At 51.6% G+C, this 16367-nt stretch carries 13 protein-coding genes and 1 riboswitch; of the genes, 8 read left to right on the top strand and 5 right to left on the bottom strand.

Going from position 1 to position 16367, the window contains the following annotated elements; all coding sequences use genetic code 11:
• Window positions 1-250: 250 nt before the first annotated feature.
• Both LWL52_RS18770 and LWL52_RS18765 read left to right on the top strand, forming a co-directional pair.
• On the top strand, window positions 251-1120 hold the full coding sequence (locus LWL52_RS18770; RefSeq protein WP_242923211.1) for a creatininase family protein: 870 nt from the start codon (window positions 251-253) through the stop codon (window positions 1118-1120).
• Between the two features lie 125 nt (window positions 1121-1245).
• On the top strand, window positions 1246-2427 hold the full coding sequence (locus LWL52_RS18765; RefSeq protein ID WP_242923209.1) for an acyltransferase family protein: 1182 nt from the start codon (window positions 1246-1248) through the stop codon (window positions 2425-2427).
• A 124-nt stretch (window positions 2428-2551) separates the two neighbouring features.
• On the opposite strand, the gene LWL52_RS18760 is transcribed toward LWL52_RS18765, so the two are convergent.
• From LWL52_RS18760 to LWL52_RS18740, 5 genes are all read right to left on the bottom strand, one after another.
• Window positions 2552-3172, bottom strand: coding sequence for a DapH/DapD/GlmU-related protein (locus tag LWL52_RS18760; RefSeq protein WP_242923201.1), 621 nt, complete (start codon window positions 3170-3172; stop codon window positions 2552-2554).
• 51 nt (window positions 3173-3223) lie between these two features.
• A complete protein-coding gene (locus tag LWL52_RS18755) occupies window positions 3224-4192 on the bottom strand; it encodes a nitrilase family protein (RefSeq protein WP_242923199.1) in 969 nt (322 codons plus the stop codon).
• 119 nt (window positions 4193-4311) lie between these two features.
• Window positions 4312-5220 (bottom strand): ChbG/HpnK family deacetylase, encoded by a 909-nt coding sequence (locus tag LWL52_RS18750; RefSeq protein WP_242923197.1) that lies wholly within the window; start codon window positions 5218-5220, stop codon window positions 4312-4314.
• 237 nt (window positions 5221-5457) lie between these two features.
• Window positions 5458-6819 (bottom strand): RagB/SusD family nutrient uptake outer membrane protein, encoded by a 1362-nt coding sequence (locus tag LWL52_RS18745; protein WP_242923195.1) that lies wholly within the window; start codon window positions 6817-6819, stop codon window positions 5458-5460.
• Window positions 6820-6921: 102 nt separating this feature from the next.
• Window positions 6922-9933 (bottom strand): SusC/RagA family TonB-linked outer membrane protein, encoded by a 3012-nt coding sequence (locus LWL52_RS18740; protein WP_242923187.1) that lies wholly within the window; start codon window positions 9931-9933, stop codon window positions 6922-6924.
• Between the two features lie 430 nt (window positions 9934-10363).
• Window positions 10364-10466: riboswitch (SAM riboswitch) on the bottom strand.
• Between the two features lie 299 nt (window positions 10467-10765).
• Here LWL52_RS18740 and LWL52_RS18735 point away from each other — a divergent pair.
• From LWL52_RS18735 to LWL52_RS18710, 6 genes are all read left to right on the top strand, one after another.
• Window positions 10766-11182, top strand: a complete 417-nt coding sequence (locus LWL52_RS18735; protein WP_242923185.1) for an RrF2 family transcriptional regulator — start codon at window positions 10766-10768, stop codon at window positions 11180-11182.
• Window positions 11183-11292: 110 nt separating this feature from the next.
• Window positions 11293-11583, top strand: coding sequence for a DUF2061 domain-containing protein (locus tag LWL52_RS18730; protein ID WP_242923183.1), 291 nt, complete (start codon window positions 11293-11295; stop codon window positions 11581-11583).
• On the top strand, window positions 11549-12265 hold the full coding sequence (locus LWL52_RS18725; protein WP_242923181.1) for a phosphoadenylyl-sulfate reductase: 717 nt from the start codon (window positions 11549-11551) through the stop codon (window positions 12263-12265). The genes LWL52_RS18730 and LWL52_RS18725 overlap by 35 nt, the downstream gene beginning before the upstream one ends.
• 7 nt (window positions 12266-12272) lie before the next feature.
• Entirely contained in the window at window positions 12273-13178 is a 906-nt protein-coding gene (gene cysD / locus LWL52_RS18720) for a sulfate adenylyltransferase subunit CysD (RefSeq protein ID WP_242923179.1), read from the top strand.
• Between the two features lie 3 nt (window positions 13179-13181).
• Entirely contained in the window at window positions 13182-14429 is a 1248-nt protein-coding gene (locus LWL52_RS18715; RefSeq protein WP_242923177.1) for a sulfate adenylyltransferase subunit 1, read from the top strand.
• Between the two features lie 547 nt (window positions 14430-14976).
• The gene (locus LWL52_RS18710) at window positions 14977-16284 is read left to right on the top strand and encodes a tyrosine-type recombinase/integrase (RefSeq protein ID WP_242923175.1); all 1308 of its coding nucleotides are present in this window, start codon (window positions 14977-14979) and stop codon (window positions 16282-16284) included.
• Window positions 16285-16367 lie beyond the last annotated feature (83 nt).

Genomic DNA, 16367 nt, shown 5'->3' with positions numbered 1-16367 from the left:
AATTTTAGCAGGTATACTTACCACGCTTATACTTTCTGCAGGAGCAGAAGGGCAGGGTGTGCCTGCTAACACCAGGTACACGATCATCAGGGTACCAGTGTTTTACAGGTAATTGGTAATTATTTAGGTTGACAGCGTATAGATAAATAAAAAAATCAAAAAAGACTTTTGAATAACATAAGAAAATTATACATTCACAAGAGCGATTACTCACTTCTATACTTTTCGGCTTATACTTACTTCTATGATTATGAAACTACCAGGACTCCTATTAGTACTGCTGGTACTCACCACGGGTGCCATAGCACAGAATATTCCGGCCCGCTGGGACGAGCTGACGGCCAGCGACTGGCCTGTTGCACTGGAGAAATCTTCCCGCACGTGTATTCTTCCGATTGGTATCCTGGAAAAGCACGGCATGCAGGACCCCATTGGCTCAGATCTGATCCATGTACGGGAGTGGGCCGCGCGCGCTACAAAGAACGAGTATGCCGTTGTGTTCCCTGACTATTTCTATGGCCAGATAAATGAAGCGCGCCACCAGCCCGGTACCTTCTCGCTGCCCAACCGCCTGGCCTGGGACCTACTGGATGCTACCTGTGAAGAAATTGCCCGCAACGGCTTTAATAAGATCGTGATCGTGAACGGGCACGGCGGAAACCCGGAACTGCTGCGTTACTTTGTGCAATCGCAGCTTGACAAGCGCCGCAACTATGCCGTGTATTTCTTCGACCCGGAGCCAAGTCCGGAATTTGTGGCAAAAGAAAAGAAGATGCGTAAATCGGACCCGGCCGGCGACCAGCATGGCGGCGAAACCGAAACCTCCAGCCTGTTATACTTGCGTCCGGACCTGGTAAAGCAGGAGCGCGCCAAGCAGGAATCGGGTGAGAACCTGAAGCGGCTCTCGTTGCCAGGCTTATACACCGGCATCTGGTGGTATGCCAGCTACCCCAACCACTATGCCGGGGAGGGCGAAAAGGCAACCAAGGAACTGGGCAAGCTGCTGGTAGACGAAAAAGTGAATGCTCTGGTAAAAGCGCTGAAAGTGGTAAAAGCCGATACCAAAACGCTGGAGCTTCAGAAAGAGTATTTCGACAAGGTAGACAAGGTAGGTAAATAGCAGTTAGTCAGTTGTTTAAACACCTTTGCGCCTGATGCATACGTATAAAGTAGCGCACATCAGCTTACAGACTTCTTGTCGGGGAGATGAGAAGATAACGGGAATTTTCATCTAACCAATTTCATATGAATAAGCTTTTTACAGCAAGTACTGCCCCGGTTACCGATGCCGGTCTGCTCCGGGAATCGCCCCGCCAGCGCTATCTCTCGCTCGATGTGCTGCGGGGCATGACGATCGCGCTGATGATCGTGGTGAACACGCCCGGCAGCTGGCAAAATATCTACGCGCCTTTTGAGCACTCTCCCTGGCATGGCTTTACCATCACGGACCTGGTTTTTCCCACATTCCTGTTTGTGGTAGGCAATGCCATGAGCTTCAGCATGCGCAGGTTTGAACGGCAGGACGAAAGCGCTTTCCTCAAAAAAGTGTTTACCAGAACGGCGTTGATCTTTTTGGTAGGTCTTTTTCTGAATGCCTTTCCGTTTGTGACCCATACTGATTCGGGCGAGCTGGCGATGATCAATTTTGCCGACGTGCGGATTATGGGCGTATTGCAGCGCATTGCTCTGTGCTACGGCATTGCCGCCCTGGTGGTGCATTATTTTAAAGTGATCGGGGCGATCGTCTTCAGTGTTATCGCGCTGTTGGCGTACTGGGCCATTATGTATTACTTTGGCACCCAGCCTGATCCTTACAGCCTGGAAGCCAATGCCGCCCTGAAGTTCGACCTGCTGTTTATCGCGCCTAAAAACCTGTACCATGGCTACGGCATTCCATTCGATCCGGAGGGATTGCTTAGTACGCTACCGGCAGTCGTAAACGTGATCGGTGGATTTCTGGCAGGCCTTTTCATCCAAAAAAACGGCAATAACAGCAATACGGTGCTGAAGCTGCTGGTGGCGGGCATTGTGCTCACTATTGTGGCGCGCGTATGGGACATGTCTTTCCCTATCAATAAGCCTATCTGGACCAGCTCGTATGTGCTCTATACAGTGGGCATCGACCTGGTGGTGCTGGCTGTGCTGATGCTGGTCATAGAAGTAGCCAACCTGAAAGGATGGACGTATTTCTTTGAGGTGTTTGGCCGAAACCCGCTCTTCATTTATGCCATGTCGGGCGTGCTGGTCGATGTGATGGGGATGATCCGGATTGATGGCATGGGGCTGAACGGCTGGCTCTACCAGCATGCTTTTGCCACATGGCTCGCACCAAAAAATGCCTCGCTGCTGTTCGCCGTATGCTATATGCTGGTGCTGTGGCTTATTGGCTATGCAATGGACAAGCGAAAGGTCTACATCAAAGTATAAAGAAGTATGTACGAGGCGGGGTTAGCTTAAAGTATAAACTCATCCTGCTGAAGGTATAAATTAAAAGCATCAGGCCGGTTGCAACGTATGTAGCCGGCCTGATGCTTTTTTAGTAGTCGCCTGCTCAGGATGAGGAAGCTGCCAGCTGCTCTACCAGCGCCAACCGCTTCACAAGGGAGCCTTTTTCTAACACAGTACCCGGCGAGAGCACAGCGTTCGCACCGATCTTACAGTTATCCCCAACCAGTGCACCAAACTTCTCCACCTGGGTGGCAATAATTTCTGCCCCGGCCACTACGCTGATGCGCTTGTCTTTTCTTTCGTTGTAATGATTTGCAATGATGGCACCCGCCTCAAAATTTACGTTGCTCCCGATAAGGCTGTCGCCGATAAAGTTGAAATGTGCTATAGCGCTATGGTGTAGCACAATGCTGGTTTTTACTTCGCAGCCTGTGCCTATGGTTGAGCCTTTGCCCAGGTATACGCCGCCTCGCAGATAGGCATTTGCACCTATAAAGCAGCCTTCCCCAATAATCACGGGTGCTTTCAAAACCACGTTGCTCTCTACAATAGCCGTTTTATGCACCGCAACCCCATCCCTGATAACATAGGCCGCATCAAGGTGGGGCAGCATTTCCTGCAGCAACCCGGCCAGGTTCTGTGTGACATGCCAAGGCAGCCTATCTTTCTGCGTTGCAAAAATACCGGAGAAGCCGGCAATATACTTGTCAATGGCGAGGGGCATAGGGGGTAAATTTGAACATGCAAAAGCGCAACGTATACATCACAGCCTTCTTTATACTTTGTCTTGGGCCGGTGCCTTCTCCGAGAGCCAGACGGGCTTGGTTTCCGAGGTATGGTCTGCCCCGAGAATGGCGCTGTAGAGCTCCGGCCTTCTGGCGTTTTTGTAGCGGTAGCCGCCGGCCAGTGTGAGTTTGTCTTCGGTGACCGTGGCCACGGTAATGTCGTTCTCAAAGCTCTTTAATTCCGTCAGCACCTCCCCGTAAGGGTCCAGGATCAGGGCGTTACCGTTCTTGAGATGTTCGCCGTCATAACCGATGGGGTTAGAGAAGACGTAGTATACGCCATTGTCAAAGGCGCGGGCAGGGAGCCAGCGCATGAGCCAGCGCCTGCCTTTGGGCCCGTCGAACTCCAGCCGTAAGGGCACCGGGTCTGTGTGCCGGGCCTGCCACAGTTTGTCGTCTACGTAACCGCGGCCGGGCATAGCAGAAGGTGTGCACATGGTAACATGGGGTGCAAAAATGATCTCTGCTCCCAGTAGGGCCGTGGCCCGCACGTTCTCCACTACATTATTGTCGTAGCAGATCAGGATGCCGCATTTCCAGCCCTGCAGCTCAAACACAGTATAGGCAGAACCTGCAGACAGGTATTTACTAATGAACGGATGGATCTTGCGGTGCCTGGCCACAAAGCCGTTCTGGTCTACGCATACATAGGTGTTGTAGAGGGCATCATCCTCGATCTCGACCAAGCCGGCTAAAATAGCAATGTCATACTTCTGGGCCAGCCCGATAAGCTGTTGGGTGCTTTCACCAGCGGGAACCTGCTCGGCCAGGGCCACAACTTCTTCTCGCGTCAGGTCTTTCAGGAAAGTATAAGCGGTGATGGACATTTCGTGGAAGCTGACCACGTCGGCGCCACGGGCTTTTGCTTTCGCCGTCAGTTCTTCGATTACGGCCAGGTTGTAGGCTTTATCACCATCTTTGGGCTCGAATTGCGCAGCGGCTATGGTAAGTGTTCTCATTTTGTTTTTAAGAGCGCTATGATTAAAGGTGTATTTTACGCGCAACTTGGCCGTAACACCTTTTTTATACTTGTGGATGTGGGTTATAGGCTTTTGTCGGAAGTAAGTTTTGGTTGCCGTTAAGGGCGAACGAGCGGCGCTTTCATGCTGCTAAGCCCATTCGCTTTTATGAGATCGGCATAGGTCAGGAGCGTAAACTTTTTACCGATCAGGGGCTTAAAGGCCGGCGAAAGCAACATGTTCAGTTCGGTCTGGCGATGCTGGCTGGCTTTCGGTTTCCCGTCGCTGGTGTTCATCAGGTCGCTGTTCATATCCACTAATGCTTCCATTTCAGGGCTGCTCTGGGCCACATGCAGTTCCACTACATTCAGGCTGCCGGGTTGTAAGTTGTTTACGTAGGCCATAAACTCTTTGGCTTTGGTCTCGACCGGCACCGGCCACATGGTTTTGTACACCTCGCCAAAGTAGGTCGAAATGCCCAGTTTATACTTGCGGGCCAGCTTTTCAGTCACTGCCTGCAGCTCCGGAGTTGCCAGGGCCATGCCCATGTGCGGATCTACGTAGCTTATTTTCAGGCCGGAGTTTAAGGCTCTTTCGATCTGAGCGGTCAGTTCTTTTTCTACCTCATCCAGTTTGTACTTGCTGCTTAAGAAAGCTTCTGTTGAAGGCAGGAAGTACCCTAGGCTGTCTACCAGGCTTGGTGCGGCATTTCGCCCGGCTACCGGCCCCCAGCGGTAATTCTTCCACTCTGCATTAAGCGTCAGGTGCACGCCTACGGCTACATTGGGGTGGGCTTTCAGGATCTCCACCGCTTCCTGGTACCAGGGGCAGGCAAACATAACAGAAGCAGAGAAAGGCAGGCCCGATTCAGCCAGTTGCTTTACGCCCATGTTCACGGCGTGGTTCATGCCAATGTCGTCGGCGCGAAGCAGCAACGCGGGCACCTTTGCTTTTTGCGCGTGCGCAGCAAAGGGCGTATAAACGGTAACAAACAGCGCAAGCGCTACCAGCAAGTATAGCTTTTTCATATGGCTTTGGTTTAGGGGGTATGCCTGATACTCCAATAAGTATGAATAAGATACAACTTTGGCTGATGATACAAAAGTTTGCGGCTGCTATACTTTCAGCAGCCATGCTTTGCAAGTAAGGCGCTATTGGCACATACTTCCCCATGCTTATTTTCCTATAGTATAAAACAGAAAGGTGGCTTGCCTCTAGGTACAAATAACTACAAGCAAGCCACCTTCTCTCTTTAAAAGATCAACTCAATAGCCCGGGTTCTGATCCGCAGGATCCAGGTCCGGATCAGCTAGGATCTCGCTGTTGGGGATCGGGAAGCGGAATTTGTTCGGGTCCGTAATGCCCAGCACCGCTGCTGCCCTGCCGGTGCGGATCAGGTCGAACCAGCGGTGGCCTTCGAAAGCCAGCTCCACTTTCCGTTCCAGCTCTACTGCCAGCAGCGCCGCGCCAGTGTCTGTTGCCGCCAGCGGGGCTAAATCCGCGCGTTCTCTTACCGTGTTCAGGTCAGCCAGGCCGCCGCTCAGGTTGGATTGCTTTAGCCGGGCTTCCGCACGAATGAGATACTGCTCGGCCAGCCGAAGGACAAAGGCGCCGTCATCGCCCGTACCGATCTTGCTATACTTCTGCCCGTAAACGATTTCTTTCCCGTTGTTTACCTGAGAGCCGATCAAAGCGCTTCTGGCGCCTCCCACAGCCGTATTCTGCAGGTCCGCCGTAATGCTGGCCGAAGGCTTCCATTCATAGCGGCCGCCTTTGCTGCTGGGCAGCCAGTAGTTGGCATGGGCGTTCCGGTCGGCGTTGTCGTAGGCGAGTTCCAGTATACTTTCCTCCGTCAGTTTTCCGGTGTAAATGGCGCTGTAGGGTTTTACCAGTTTCGCATTCCCGCTCCCGATCACCAGGGTCGCGTACTCTTCGGCTTTCGCCCATTGCTGCTGGTACAAGTATAACCGGGCTTTCAGCGCCCACACTGCTTCTTTCGAGGCCCTGGAGCGAACCGTTAAAGCTGGCAGTAACGTTTCGGCCTGCTCCAGGTCTGCCAGCACCTGCTCATAGGTTTGCTCAAGCGTAGATCGTTTAATACCCTTACCGCTTGTTTTGTTTGTGGTAGGTTGGAGCACCAGCGGCACGCCGCCCCAGGCCCGGCCCAGGTCAAAATAAGACAAGGCGCGCAGGAAGTAAGCTTCTCCCAGGATCGTCTGGCGCTGCGCATCGGTCAGGCTTCTGTCCTGGATGGCGGGCACTTTTTCGATGATGGTATTGGCGACATTGATCACCCGGTAGATCTGCGCCCAGACAGACTTGATGGAGCTGTTCTCGGCCGGAATGGCATTCAGGTCGAACTGCTGGTAAAAGTTGTAGGAGCCCGACCAGTCCACTTCATCAGCAGATAAGTAGGCGAGGGCCGGGTACTCAAAGCCATAGTAGCTGTTGCTTTGCAACTCACTATAGGCCCCCAGCAAAGCCGCCTCAGCGCCCCGCTTATCGGTGATGGCCTGTTCGGAGGAAATATCCAGGCGGGGTGCTGGCTCCAGAATGTTGTTGCAGCCTGAGAGCGATACCAGCAGGGCCAGGGCGAGGGTTTTATAGTTTGTGAATATGTTCTTCATGGTTGTTGTCAAATTTAAGAGACGCTGTCTCGTTCGGAAGCGTCAGATCACCGGTTTTCAGGTATAAAAAGTCCTGTGAGCGTCCTGCTGCTTTTGTCTGTTTTAGAAAGTTACATTTAAGCCTGCCTGCCAAGTTCTTGGCTGCGGCACCACGGCATGGTCGATGCCGCGCACGTTCTGGTTGTTGCCGGCCACGTTCACTTCCGGGTCCAGGCCGCTGTAGTTGGTGAGCGTCCACAGGTTGGTGCCCGACAAATACACGCGGAGGTTGCCGATCTTATACTTGCCGAGCGCTTCGGAAGGCACCGTATAGCCCAGCGTAACAGAACGCAGGCGCAGGAACGAGCCATCTTCGATAAAGCGGCTGCTGGGCAAGGTATAGTTGGTGCCGGTTTTGGTCAGGCGCGGCACGTCGGTCACATCGCCGGGTTGCTGCCAGCGGTCGAGCTGGCCTGGCAGAAAGGTGATCGAGCCGTTGCGCGTACCGCCGTGCTCCATAAAGAAGCGGTTCAGGTTCAGAATGTCGTTGCCATACTCAAAATAGAACAGGGCACCCAGGTCGAAAGCTTTGTAGCGGATGGTGTTATTCAAGCCGCCAAAGAAATCCGGTGCCGCGTTGGCCACGATCTGGCGGTCAGCCACCGTGATCTTGCCATCCTTGTTCACATCGTCGTACACGGCATCGCCCGTCTGCGGATCCACATACAGCTGCTTGTACACCCAGAAAGCATACACCGAACCGCCTTCTTCCATGCGGATCCAGTCGCGGGAGTGCTGGTTGATGGGGATGGGCAATTTCTCGATCTTGTTCACGTTGCGGGCAATGTTGAGGCTGGTGGTCCAGGAGAAATCATCACGTTCGATGTTGGTAGAGGTGATATTAAGCTCAACACCTTTGTTGCTGATCTCACCCAGGTTCTCGAACACACTGCTGAAGCCCGTCTTCTCCGGCACCGGCACTTCCAGCAGCAGGTCTTTGGTATACTTGTTATAGTAGTTGGCTTCCACTTTCAGTCGATTTTGCAGCAGGGCCAGGTCCAGGCCAATGTTCCACTGGCGCGTGGTTTCCCACTTCAGGTCCGGGTTGGCCAGCTGCTGGTGGCTGATGCCGGGCTGCCCATCGTAGTTGCGGCCCGCCCGCCACAAGCCAAGCGAAGCAAAGTCGTTGATGCCGTTCTGGTTACCGGTCAGGCCGATGTTGGCGCGCAGCTTGATCAGATCGAAGGGCAGGTCCTGGGCAAAGGCTTCCTCGGAAACGATCCAGGAAGCGCCCAGCGACGGGAACACGCCCCAGCGATTGGACGCCCCGAAACGGGAAGAAGCATCGGCCCGCACGCTGCCGTCTATGCTATACTTGTCTTTGTAAGTATAACCGGCCCGGGAGAAGAACGAGATCAGCCCATTTTGGCTCGAGTTGGTCGAAGCGGTCTGCAGCGAAGAAGAGGCGATCTCCTGGAAATCATCGCTCGGGAAGTTGCGGCCTGTTAGCGAGAGCGTATTATAGCTGGTCTGCTGCACTGTGTTTCCTAGTATCACGTTCAGGAAGTGGTCATCGCCCAGGCGCTTGTTATACGTGAGTAATTGCTCGTTTAGCAGCGAGGTTAAGCGCGTATCAACTCGGCTGGCGTTACCAGCCGGCAGGCCCACACTGATCTGCGTGTTGTTGTATACTTTGTCGGAATACCCGTTGTAGTCGATGCTCCAGCTTGATTTAAAGGTCAGGCCATCCAGGAGCTCATACTCGCCATACACGTTGCTGATCAGGCGGCTGCTCTCTCCTTTGATGTTGAGGTTATCGATCAGGGCCAGGTGGTTATCAAAAATGGAGTGGCGGGCGTAGGAGCCGTCCTGGTTAAAAACCGGCAAGTAAGTGGGAACATACAAAGCCGAGTTGATCACGCCCTGGGCACTGTCGTCGTTGCGGCTCTGGTTGCGCTTGCTGTACGAGATAGAGGTGCTGGTGCCAATGGTCAGGCGCTCGTTTACCAGGTGGTCGTAGTTGAAGCGGCCGCTGAAACGCTCGAACGCGGCGGGCTTTACAATGCCCTCCTGCTTAAAGTAGCCGCCGCCCAGAAAGAAACGGTTCGACTCGCCCCCGCCCGATGCCGACAGGTCGTAGCTTTGGGTTTTGGCGGTCCGGAACACATCCGGAATGCGGGAATACGTGGTCTGCTCTGTCGGCAATCCAAAACCGCCTTCACTTTTCGGGCGGAACGGAAGCGTGGCCGGACTGCCGCCGTCGTTCAGGTGGGTTTCGTTGATGAGCTCCGCTTCCTGCTGCGCGTTTACGGTTTCGTAGATCTTCGGCGCTTTTGCTACCCCAAAGTAGGTCTGGAAATTGATGCGCGTACCGGCATTTGTTTTGCCGCGCTTGGTGGTGATGAGCACCACGCCATTGGCGCCGCGGGCTCCGTAAATAGCGGTAGCGTTGGCGTCTTTCAGGATTTCGATGCTTTCAATGTCAGCCGGGTTCAGGTCAGCCAGCGGGTTGGTGGTTTGCCCGCCCAGGCTCAGGCCTGAAAGTGACTGGTTGTTGATGAACACGCCGTCTACTACATAAAGCGGCTCGTTGCTGGCGTTGATGGAGGTGTTGCCGCGGATGCGCACAAAGATGCCGCCGCCCGGCGTGCCGCTGGCAGCCGCGATCTGCACCCCCGAGGCTTTACCTTGCAAAAGCTGGTCTGGCGATGGCGCCGGAATGCCTTTCAGTTCCTGCGGATTAACAGACGTCACGGCGCTGGAAACTGCCTTCTGCGATTGCGTGCCGTAGCCCACTACCACCACTTCATCCAGCGCTTTGGTATCTTCCAGCAACGTTACGTTCAGGGCCTGGCCATCGGCTTTTACTTCTTTTAAAGTATAGCCCAGGCTGGAGATAAGGAGCGTCTGGCCTTTTGCCACGGCCAGGTTAAAGCTGCCGTCTACGCCGGTAACGGTGCCCTTGTCGGTGCCTTTTACCTGCACGCGGGCACCAATCAGCGGTTCGCCGGTTTTGGCGTCTTTTACCACACCTTGTGTTAAGGTGTCTTGTGCAAACGCTTCTGCCCCGAGGCCCAGGAACAGGCCAAGCGCCAGGAGCAGGCGCACGAATTTATGTGTGAGTTGTTTTTGCATATTACGGTTATTAATTGGACAAAGTGTTGCCATCCTGCAATCGGGGCGACTGCGGTTAAGGCGGGTTAAGAATTTATTTTAAGGGATTAATGCAACAGCGTGCTGTTAGCTACAACAGCTACACATTCGCAGGGGCATGCGCGCCGGTGCAATAGCCGGGATGGAAATAAAGCGTTTGCTGTAAGTAGGAGCCGGTGCAAACGTGCACGGCAGTAGCTGGGGTAGCGTATTGCCCATGGTAAAGAGTGTTAGTAAGTATGAAATAAAAACAGACGTATCATTCCTGGCACAGAGCAGTGCAAGAATGGCTTTACAGGAAATAGAGGCAGATTAACAGCAACAACAGCACAGGAACGCAGCAGGCGCTGCAGAAGCGAATAAGGCTGTGGGGGTAAGAACCGGGGTTGTGTTTTGCTTGTTCATTGGTTTAAATTTATAGTTCCCAAAACTGGGCAGGAGTTAGCACCTTTCCGTTTCACCGGAGGTTGCTAGAGGGTCGCGGAGCCTGCTCTCTTACCTCTTCTTTATAAATCTTGATAAAGATGCTGCAAAGATAAGGTCGGATTTTCTTGTAATGCAAAACATTTTTAAAATATTTTCCCTGAAAGATTAAAATAAAATTTTATTGCCTGGTTTGAACTTGCCTTGCTAAAATACAAAAGGCTTTTGCCTTTTACCGCCGGCCTTCGCGCAGAAGTGCCACACAATCTTCCGAATAAAAGGGTATCCTAAGGAAATAGTTTTTAGCTTTGAAGTGGTATTCTTTTCATTACCTGAATGCCGCTCGGGCTTCATCCTATTACAGTACTTCATCCTATTACAGTACTTTCTAATGTTGTCGAAAAAGACGAAATATGCCTTTCATGCACTCAGTTACCTGGCCGAAAACCAGGAGAAAGGTGCTATTCTGATACAGGAGATCGCTTCAAATAAAAAGATATCCCAGAAGTTCCTGGAAAGCATCCTGCTCGACCTGAAAAAGGCCGGTATACTAGGCAGCAAGAAAGGCAAAGGCGGCGGCTATTACCTGATCAAAAAGCCCGAGGAAGTTACGCTGGCCAAAGTGATCCGCTTACTTAACGGGCCGATTGCCTGGCTGCCTTGCGTTAGCCTGAACTATTACGAAAAGTGCGCCGACTGCCCCGATGAAGCCACCTGCAACATGCACCTGATCATGTGCCAGGTGCGCGACCAAAGCCTGAGTATCGTGGAGAATAAAACCATTCTGGATCTGATTTCAACCAAATAACTGTATTTCAGCTACTTGCGATTTAGTTAGCTAACTTTCTGCGTTCTTTTTCATTTATTACCCTACTAAGTTTATAGATTTTATATACTTTTAGGTCTCAAAGGAGCGCTATGCTATTCGATCACTACCTGAAAAAAGCCTTTGGCGGCAGGCACAATCCGCTAACCGACAGCAAATTAAAGAGCGTGGCGAAAGCCGTTTCGTGGCGCATCTTAGGCACATTCGATACCATCGTCATCTCTTATATCATAACGGGTAAACTCCGGATGGCTTTTTCGATCGGCTCTATTGAGGTATTCAGTAAGATCGCGCTTTACTATGTGCATGAACGCGTCTGGGAACGGTTTACAGTAAAAAAACAAGTACATGAGCTTAAAAGACAAGATACCCTCGCTGCTTGAGGCGCTCGCCGGGCTGCCTCTATCGGAGATGCTGGCTTTTATAGGGCAGGCGTTTCCAGGTAAAGTTGCTTTTTCCACAGCGCTGGGCCAGGAAGACCAGGTGATCACGGATGCCATATTCTCTGAGAAGCTGCCGGTCAGAATCTTCTCGTTGGATACCGGCCGCCTGTTTCAGGAAACCTACGACCTTTGGGCCCGAACCGAGCAGAAGTATAACAACAAAATTGAGCCATACTTCCCCAGGACGGAAGACGTGGAAGCACTGGTTAGCAAGCAAGGTATAAACGGATTTTATGATGCTGTGGAAAACCGGAAAGCCTGTTGCCATACCCGCAAAGTGCTGCCGCTAACCCGGGCGTTGCAAGGCGTGTCGGTCTGGGTAACGGGCTTACGAGCCGGCCAGAGTGCGAACCGCAGCAATTTCAGTTTGCTAGAGTGGGACGAGGCGTTCCAGGTCATCAAGTGCAACCCCATCATCAATTGGACTTTCGACGAGATGCTGGCTTACCTGAAAGCGCATGAGGTGCCCTACAACACGCTCCACGACCAGGGCTATGTAAGTATAGGCTGTGCCCCTTGTACCAGGGCGATCCTTCCGGGCGAGGAGCCACGCGCCGGCAGGTGGTGGTGGGAGCAAACCCAGAAAGAGTGCGGACTACATGCAAATTACTTTAAAAAATAAGACGGATATGGCGATACATGCTGGTGTTTTTCCGAGAGAACTGGAAGATGAAGCGATCTATATTTTAAGGGAAGTAGCGGCACAGTTTGAAAAGCCTGTGCTCCTGTTTTCCGGCGGAAAAGATTCTATCACGCTGGTCCGGCTGGCACAAAAAGCCTTTTATCCGGCTAAAATACCTTTCCCTTTATTACACGTTGACACCGGGCATAACTTCGAAGAAACCATTAAGTTTCGCGATGAACTGGTGGCAGAACTGGGCCTGGAGCTGATCGTGCGCTATGTACAGGATAATATAGACCAGCAAAAAGTAGTGGAAGAAACCGGCAAATATGCCAGCCGCAATGTGCTGCAAACGGTCACCCTGCTGGATGCGATCGAGGAATTTGGCTTTGATGCCTGCATTGGCGGCGCCCGCCGCGACGAAGAGAAAGCCCGGGCAAAAGAGCGGATCTTCTCTGTGCGGAATGATTTTGGCCAGTGGGATGCCAAAAAGCAGCGCCCGGAACTGTTCGATATGTTGAACGGCCGGATCAGCCACGGCGAAAACGTGCGGGTATTCCCGATCAGCAACTGGACCGAGCTGGATGTGTGGAACTATATCAAAGAAGAAAAGCTGGCTATACCTTCCATTTACTATTCTCACTTCCGGCCCACGTTTGAGCGGGATGGCCAGTTACTTCCTTTCTCTTCCTTTATTCAGGTAATGGCCGACGAAACGATAACGCCCCGGATGGTGCGCTTCAGAACCGTGGGCGATATGACCTGTACGGCTGCTGTAGAATCTACTGCCGTGGAGATCGACCACATCATAGAAGAGATCTTAAGTGCTACCGTGTCGGAGCGCGGTGCCCGGATAGATGATAAGCGCTCGGAAGCGGCGATGGAAAAAAGAAAGCAAACCGGATATTTTTAAGGTATGGAAGTTCTCAAAATAGCAACCGCAGGTAGTGTGGATGACGGCAAAAGCACGCTGATCGGCAGACTCCTGTTCGAAACAAATTCAATTACAACAGATAAGCTGCAGGCCATCGAGGCCAGCAGCAAAAAGAAAGGCCTCGACTACACCGATCTTTCGCTGCTGACTGATGGCCTGATAGCGGAGCGGGAGCAAGGTATCACCATCGATGTGGCGCATATTTATTTCGCCACGCCGGCCAGAAAGTTTATCATTGCCGACACGCCGGGCCACTTCGAGTATACCCGCAACATGGTTACCGGCGCCTCTAATGCCAATGTCTCCATGATTTTGGTGGATGCCCGCAATGGCGTGGTAGAGCAAACCTTCCGGCATTTTTATATTTCGTGCCTGCTGCGCATCCCGCATGTGGTGGTGTGTGTCAACAAGATGGACCTTGTGGGCTATTCGCAGGCCAGGTTTGAGGAGATCCGGGACGCGTTTATGCGTTCTGCTGAGAAAGTGATGTTCGAGGGGCAACAGGTGAGCTTTATTCCGGTCTCCTCGCTGTATGGCGAGAACCTGACAACGCATCCTGAAAACATGCCTTGGTACGAGGGCGAGCCGCTGCTTGCTTTGCTGGAGAACATCCCGCTGGAGCAGCACCTGGCAAAAGAAGAAAGCCGCTTCCCGGTGCAGTATGTGATCAGGCCAAAATCAGAAGCGTTTCATGACTACCGGGCCTATGCGGGCAAGGTTGCCAGCGGCTTGCTGCGCAAAGGCGAACGCGTGGTGGTGCTGCCAAGCGGACAGCAAACCACGATTGCCCGCATAGAGAAGTATGGCCGCGAAATAGAAGCAGCCCAGGCAAAAGAATCGGTTAGCATTCTGCTGGAAGATGATGTGGACATCAGCCGTGGCGACATGATCGTGCCGGTAAACCAGCTGCCCCAGCAAGGTCGCCTGCTGGAGGCCACGATCTGCTGGATGGATAAGAAACCGCTTCGTGTGGGAGGTACCTACCTGGTACAGCACGGCGTAAATATAGCGCGCGCCAAAACAAGTGCCCTCACCAATCTGATAGATGTGGTTACGCTGGAGGCAAAAACAGCGGTAACAGAGCTCAACCTGAATGAAATAGCCGATGTGCAGCTAAAAACAGCCAAAGAGGTCTTCTACGATGCCTTTACGGATAATAAAGCCAATGGCAGCTTTATCCTGATCGACGAGCAAACGAATGCCACGGTAGGAGTGGGGCTGATCCGGTAAGCTCATACTTGTTTCGGGCGCTGCAGATCTAAGATAGCCGGTAAACAGCTATGCTTTCCTGTAGCCAAAGCGCCTTCATTTTGATTTTGAATTTCTGGCGAAAACAAAAGAGCCGCAGTTTAAACTGAGATGTTTAAGCTGCGGCTCTTTTGTTTAACCTGTCAAGTATAAAACGGAGTTTTAGTGTTTTCCTGCTTTCCTGCTTTAGGACTAGTAAGGTGTTTTAGAACGAATAGGCTGGCGTGAAGAGCAGCCGGTTGATACAGACCTCATGAAAGTATACCTAGGCTGGGGATAATTGCATGCAAACAAAAAGACCTGTCTACTTTCGTAAACAGGTCTTTTTCGGTGGTCGCGAAGGGAGTCGAACCCCTAACCTTCTGATTCGTAGTCATGACAATAGGTTTTATTGCTGTTCTTATATATCTATAAAAACTGTGTTTTTGGCTGTTTAAGGCACTTTTTGCTTCTCTTTGTTTACTGTTGTTTCTTGTTATTTTGCGTGTTTGTGTGCAAATTGTGTGCACATAAAATAATTTGCACACACATGGTACCTGTACTTACTTCCATCATGCTGGATACCAGAAGGGCTTTAAAAGGCGGCTCCTTCCCGGTAAGGTTAAGGCTAACCTATCAACGGCAGCGCAGATATTATAACACCAGCTATTCCTTAAGTGAGGAGGCGTTTGCTAAAGTTCAGGCTGAAAAACCAAAAGGGAAATATAAGGAGCTGCAGATTGCTTTTCAGGCGATAGAGCAGAAGGCCATTGGCATCATCCGTGACTTGGACGTCTTCACATTTGAGCAGTTTGAAAAGAAATATCTGAATGCTGCTGCCAAGAATGATGTATTTACAGGCTTTGAACAGCAAGTCAAAAAGCTAGCAAAAGAAGGCAGGGTAGGGACAGCCAGCAGTAATGAAAGTGCCAGCTTCTCGCTGCTGTCTTATATTCACAAGGAGCCTATCACCAGGAACAAGGGCTTATCCAGAGCTAAAGCAATCGAGAAAAGAGAAACCCTGCTGAAGAAGCGGAAGCCCTTAGCATATTCCGCCGTTACGGTAGATTTTCTGATGGGGTATGAGAAGTGGATGCTTCAAAACGGCAGTTCCATCACTACGATCGGTATCTACCTGCGGGCACTTCGGGCTATCTATAACAATGCTATCGCAGATGGAGAGGTGAACGCTGCGTTGTATCCGTTTGGCAAAAGAAAGTACCAGATACCTTCCGGACGGAATGTGAAGAAAGCCTTGACACTAGCAGACATCGAAAAGATATTCACTTATCAGCCTGCCTTGGAGAGTGAAGCACGTGCACGGGACCTGTGGATCTTTTCCTACCTGTGCAACGGGATAAACGTGAAAGATATAGCGCGTTTAAAGTACAAGCAACTCGATGAGGAGAAAATCACTTTTATCCGGGCCAAGACGGAGCGGACCAGCCGGCAAAACATGAAAGCGATTACGGCAATGCGAAGCCCGGAAATAGATGAGATTATCAGCAGATGGGGGAATAAACCTGCTTTCGGTGATGCGTATGTGTTTCCGTTACTTGAACCGGCGTTATCAGCCGAGAAGGAACGTGCAAAGATTCAGCATGCAACCAAAACAATAAATAAGTACATCAAACGGGTAGCGGCCGCAGTTGGCATTGAGAAGAATGTGAGCACATATACGGCCCGGCATTCTTTCTCTACTGTTCTGAAGCGTGCAGGTGCGCCTATAGAGCTCATATCGGAATCCCTTGGCCACTCGAATCTGAGGACCACAGAAAGTTACCTGGATAGCTTTGAGGATAATGTTAAGAAACAGTTCGCAGCGCAACTAACTGCGTTTAAAAATGTAGGCAAATAAGATTTGAGCAATAAAAGGCTTTGCCCAGGTATGATATGCAAATATGGGTGAAGCTTCGGAGTAACTACATTCGCTTAATACTT

Source organism: Pontibacter liquoris, from assembly GCF_022758235.1.
GTDB lineage: Bacteria > Bacteroidota > Bacteroidia > Cytophagales > Hymenobacteraceae > Pontibacter > Pontibacter liquoris.
This window is presented reverse-complemented; position numbering and strand designations above follow the sequence as displayed.

Coding starts and splice junctions, on each gene's coding strand:
- LWL52_RS18770 (WP_242923211.1), top strand. CDS start 251: ATGAAACTACCAGGACTCCTATTAGTACTGCTGGTACTCACCACGGGT.
- LWL52_RS18765 (WP_242923209.1), top strand. CDS start 1,246: ATGAATAAGCTTTTTACAGCAAGTACTGCCCCGGTTACCGATGCCGGT.
- LWL52_RS18760 (WP_242923201.1), bottom strand. CDS start 3,172: ATGCCCCTCGCCATTGACAAGTATATTGCCGGCTTCTCCGGTATTTTT.
- LWL52_RS18755 (WP_242923199.1), bottom strand. CDS start 4,192: ATGAGAACACTTACCATAGCCGCTGCGCAATTCGAGCCCAAAGATGGT.
- LWL52_RS18750 (WP_242923197.1), bottom strand. CDS start 5,220: ATGAAAAAGCTATACTTGCTGGTAGCGCTTGCGCTGTTTGTTACCGTT.
- LWL52_RS18745 (WP_242923195.1), bottom strand. CDS start 6,819: ATGAAGAACATATTCACAAACTATAAAACCCTCGCCCTGGCCCTGCTG.
- LWL52_RS18740 (WP_242923187.1), bottom strand. CDS start 9,933: ATGCAAAAACAACTCACACATAAATTCGTGCGCCTGCTCCTGGCGCTT.
- LWL52_RS18735 (WP_242923185.1), top strand. CDS start 10,766: ATGTTGTCGAAAAAGACGAAATATGCCTTTCATGCACTCAGTTACCTG.
- LWL52_RS18730 (WP_242923183.1), top strand. CDS start 11,293: ATGCTATTCGATCACTACCTGAAAAAAGCCTTTGGCGGCAGGCACAAT.
- LWL52_RS18725 (WP_242923181.1), top strand. CDS start 11,549: ATGAGCTTAAAAGACAAGATACCCTCGCTGCTTGAGGCGCTCGCCGGG.
- cysD (WP_242923179.1), top strand. CDS start 12,273: ATGGCGATACATGCTGGTGTTTTTCCGAGAGAACTGGAAGATGAAGCG.
- LWL52_RS18715 (WP_242923177.1), top strand. CDS start 13,182: ATGGAAGTTCTCAAAATAGCAACCGCAGGTAGTGTGGATGACGGCAAA.
- LWL52_RS18710 (WP_242923175.1), top strand. CDS start 14,977: ATGGTACCTGTACTTACTTCCATCATGCTGGATACCAGAAGGGCTTTA.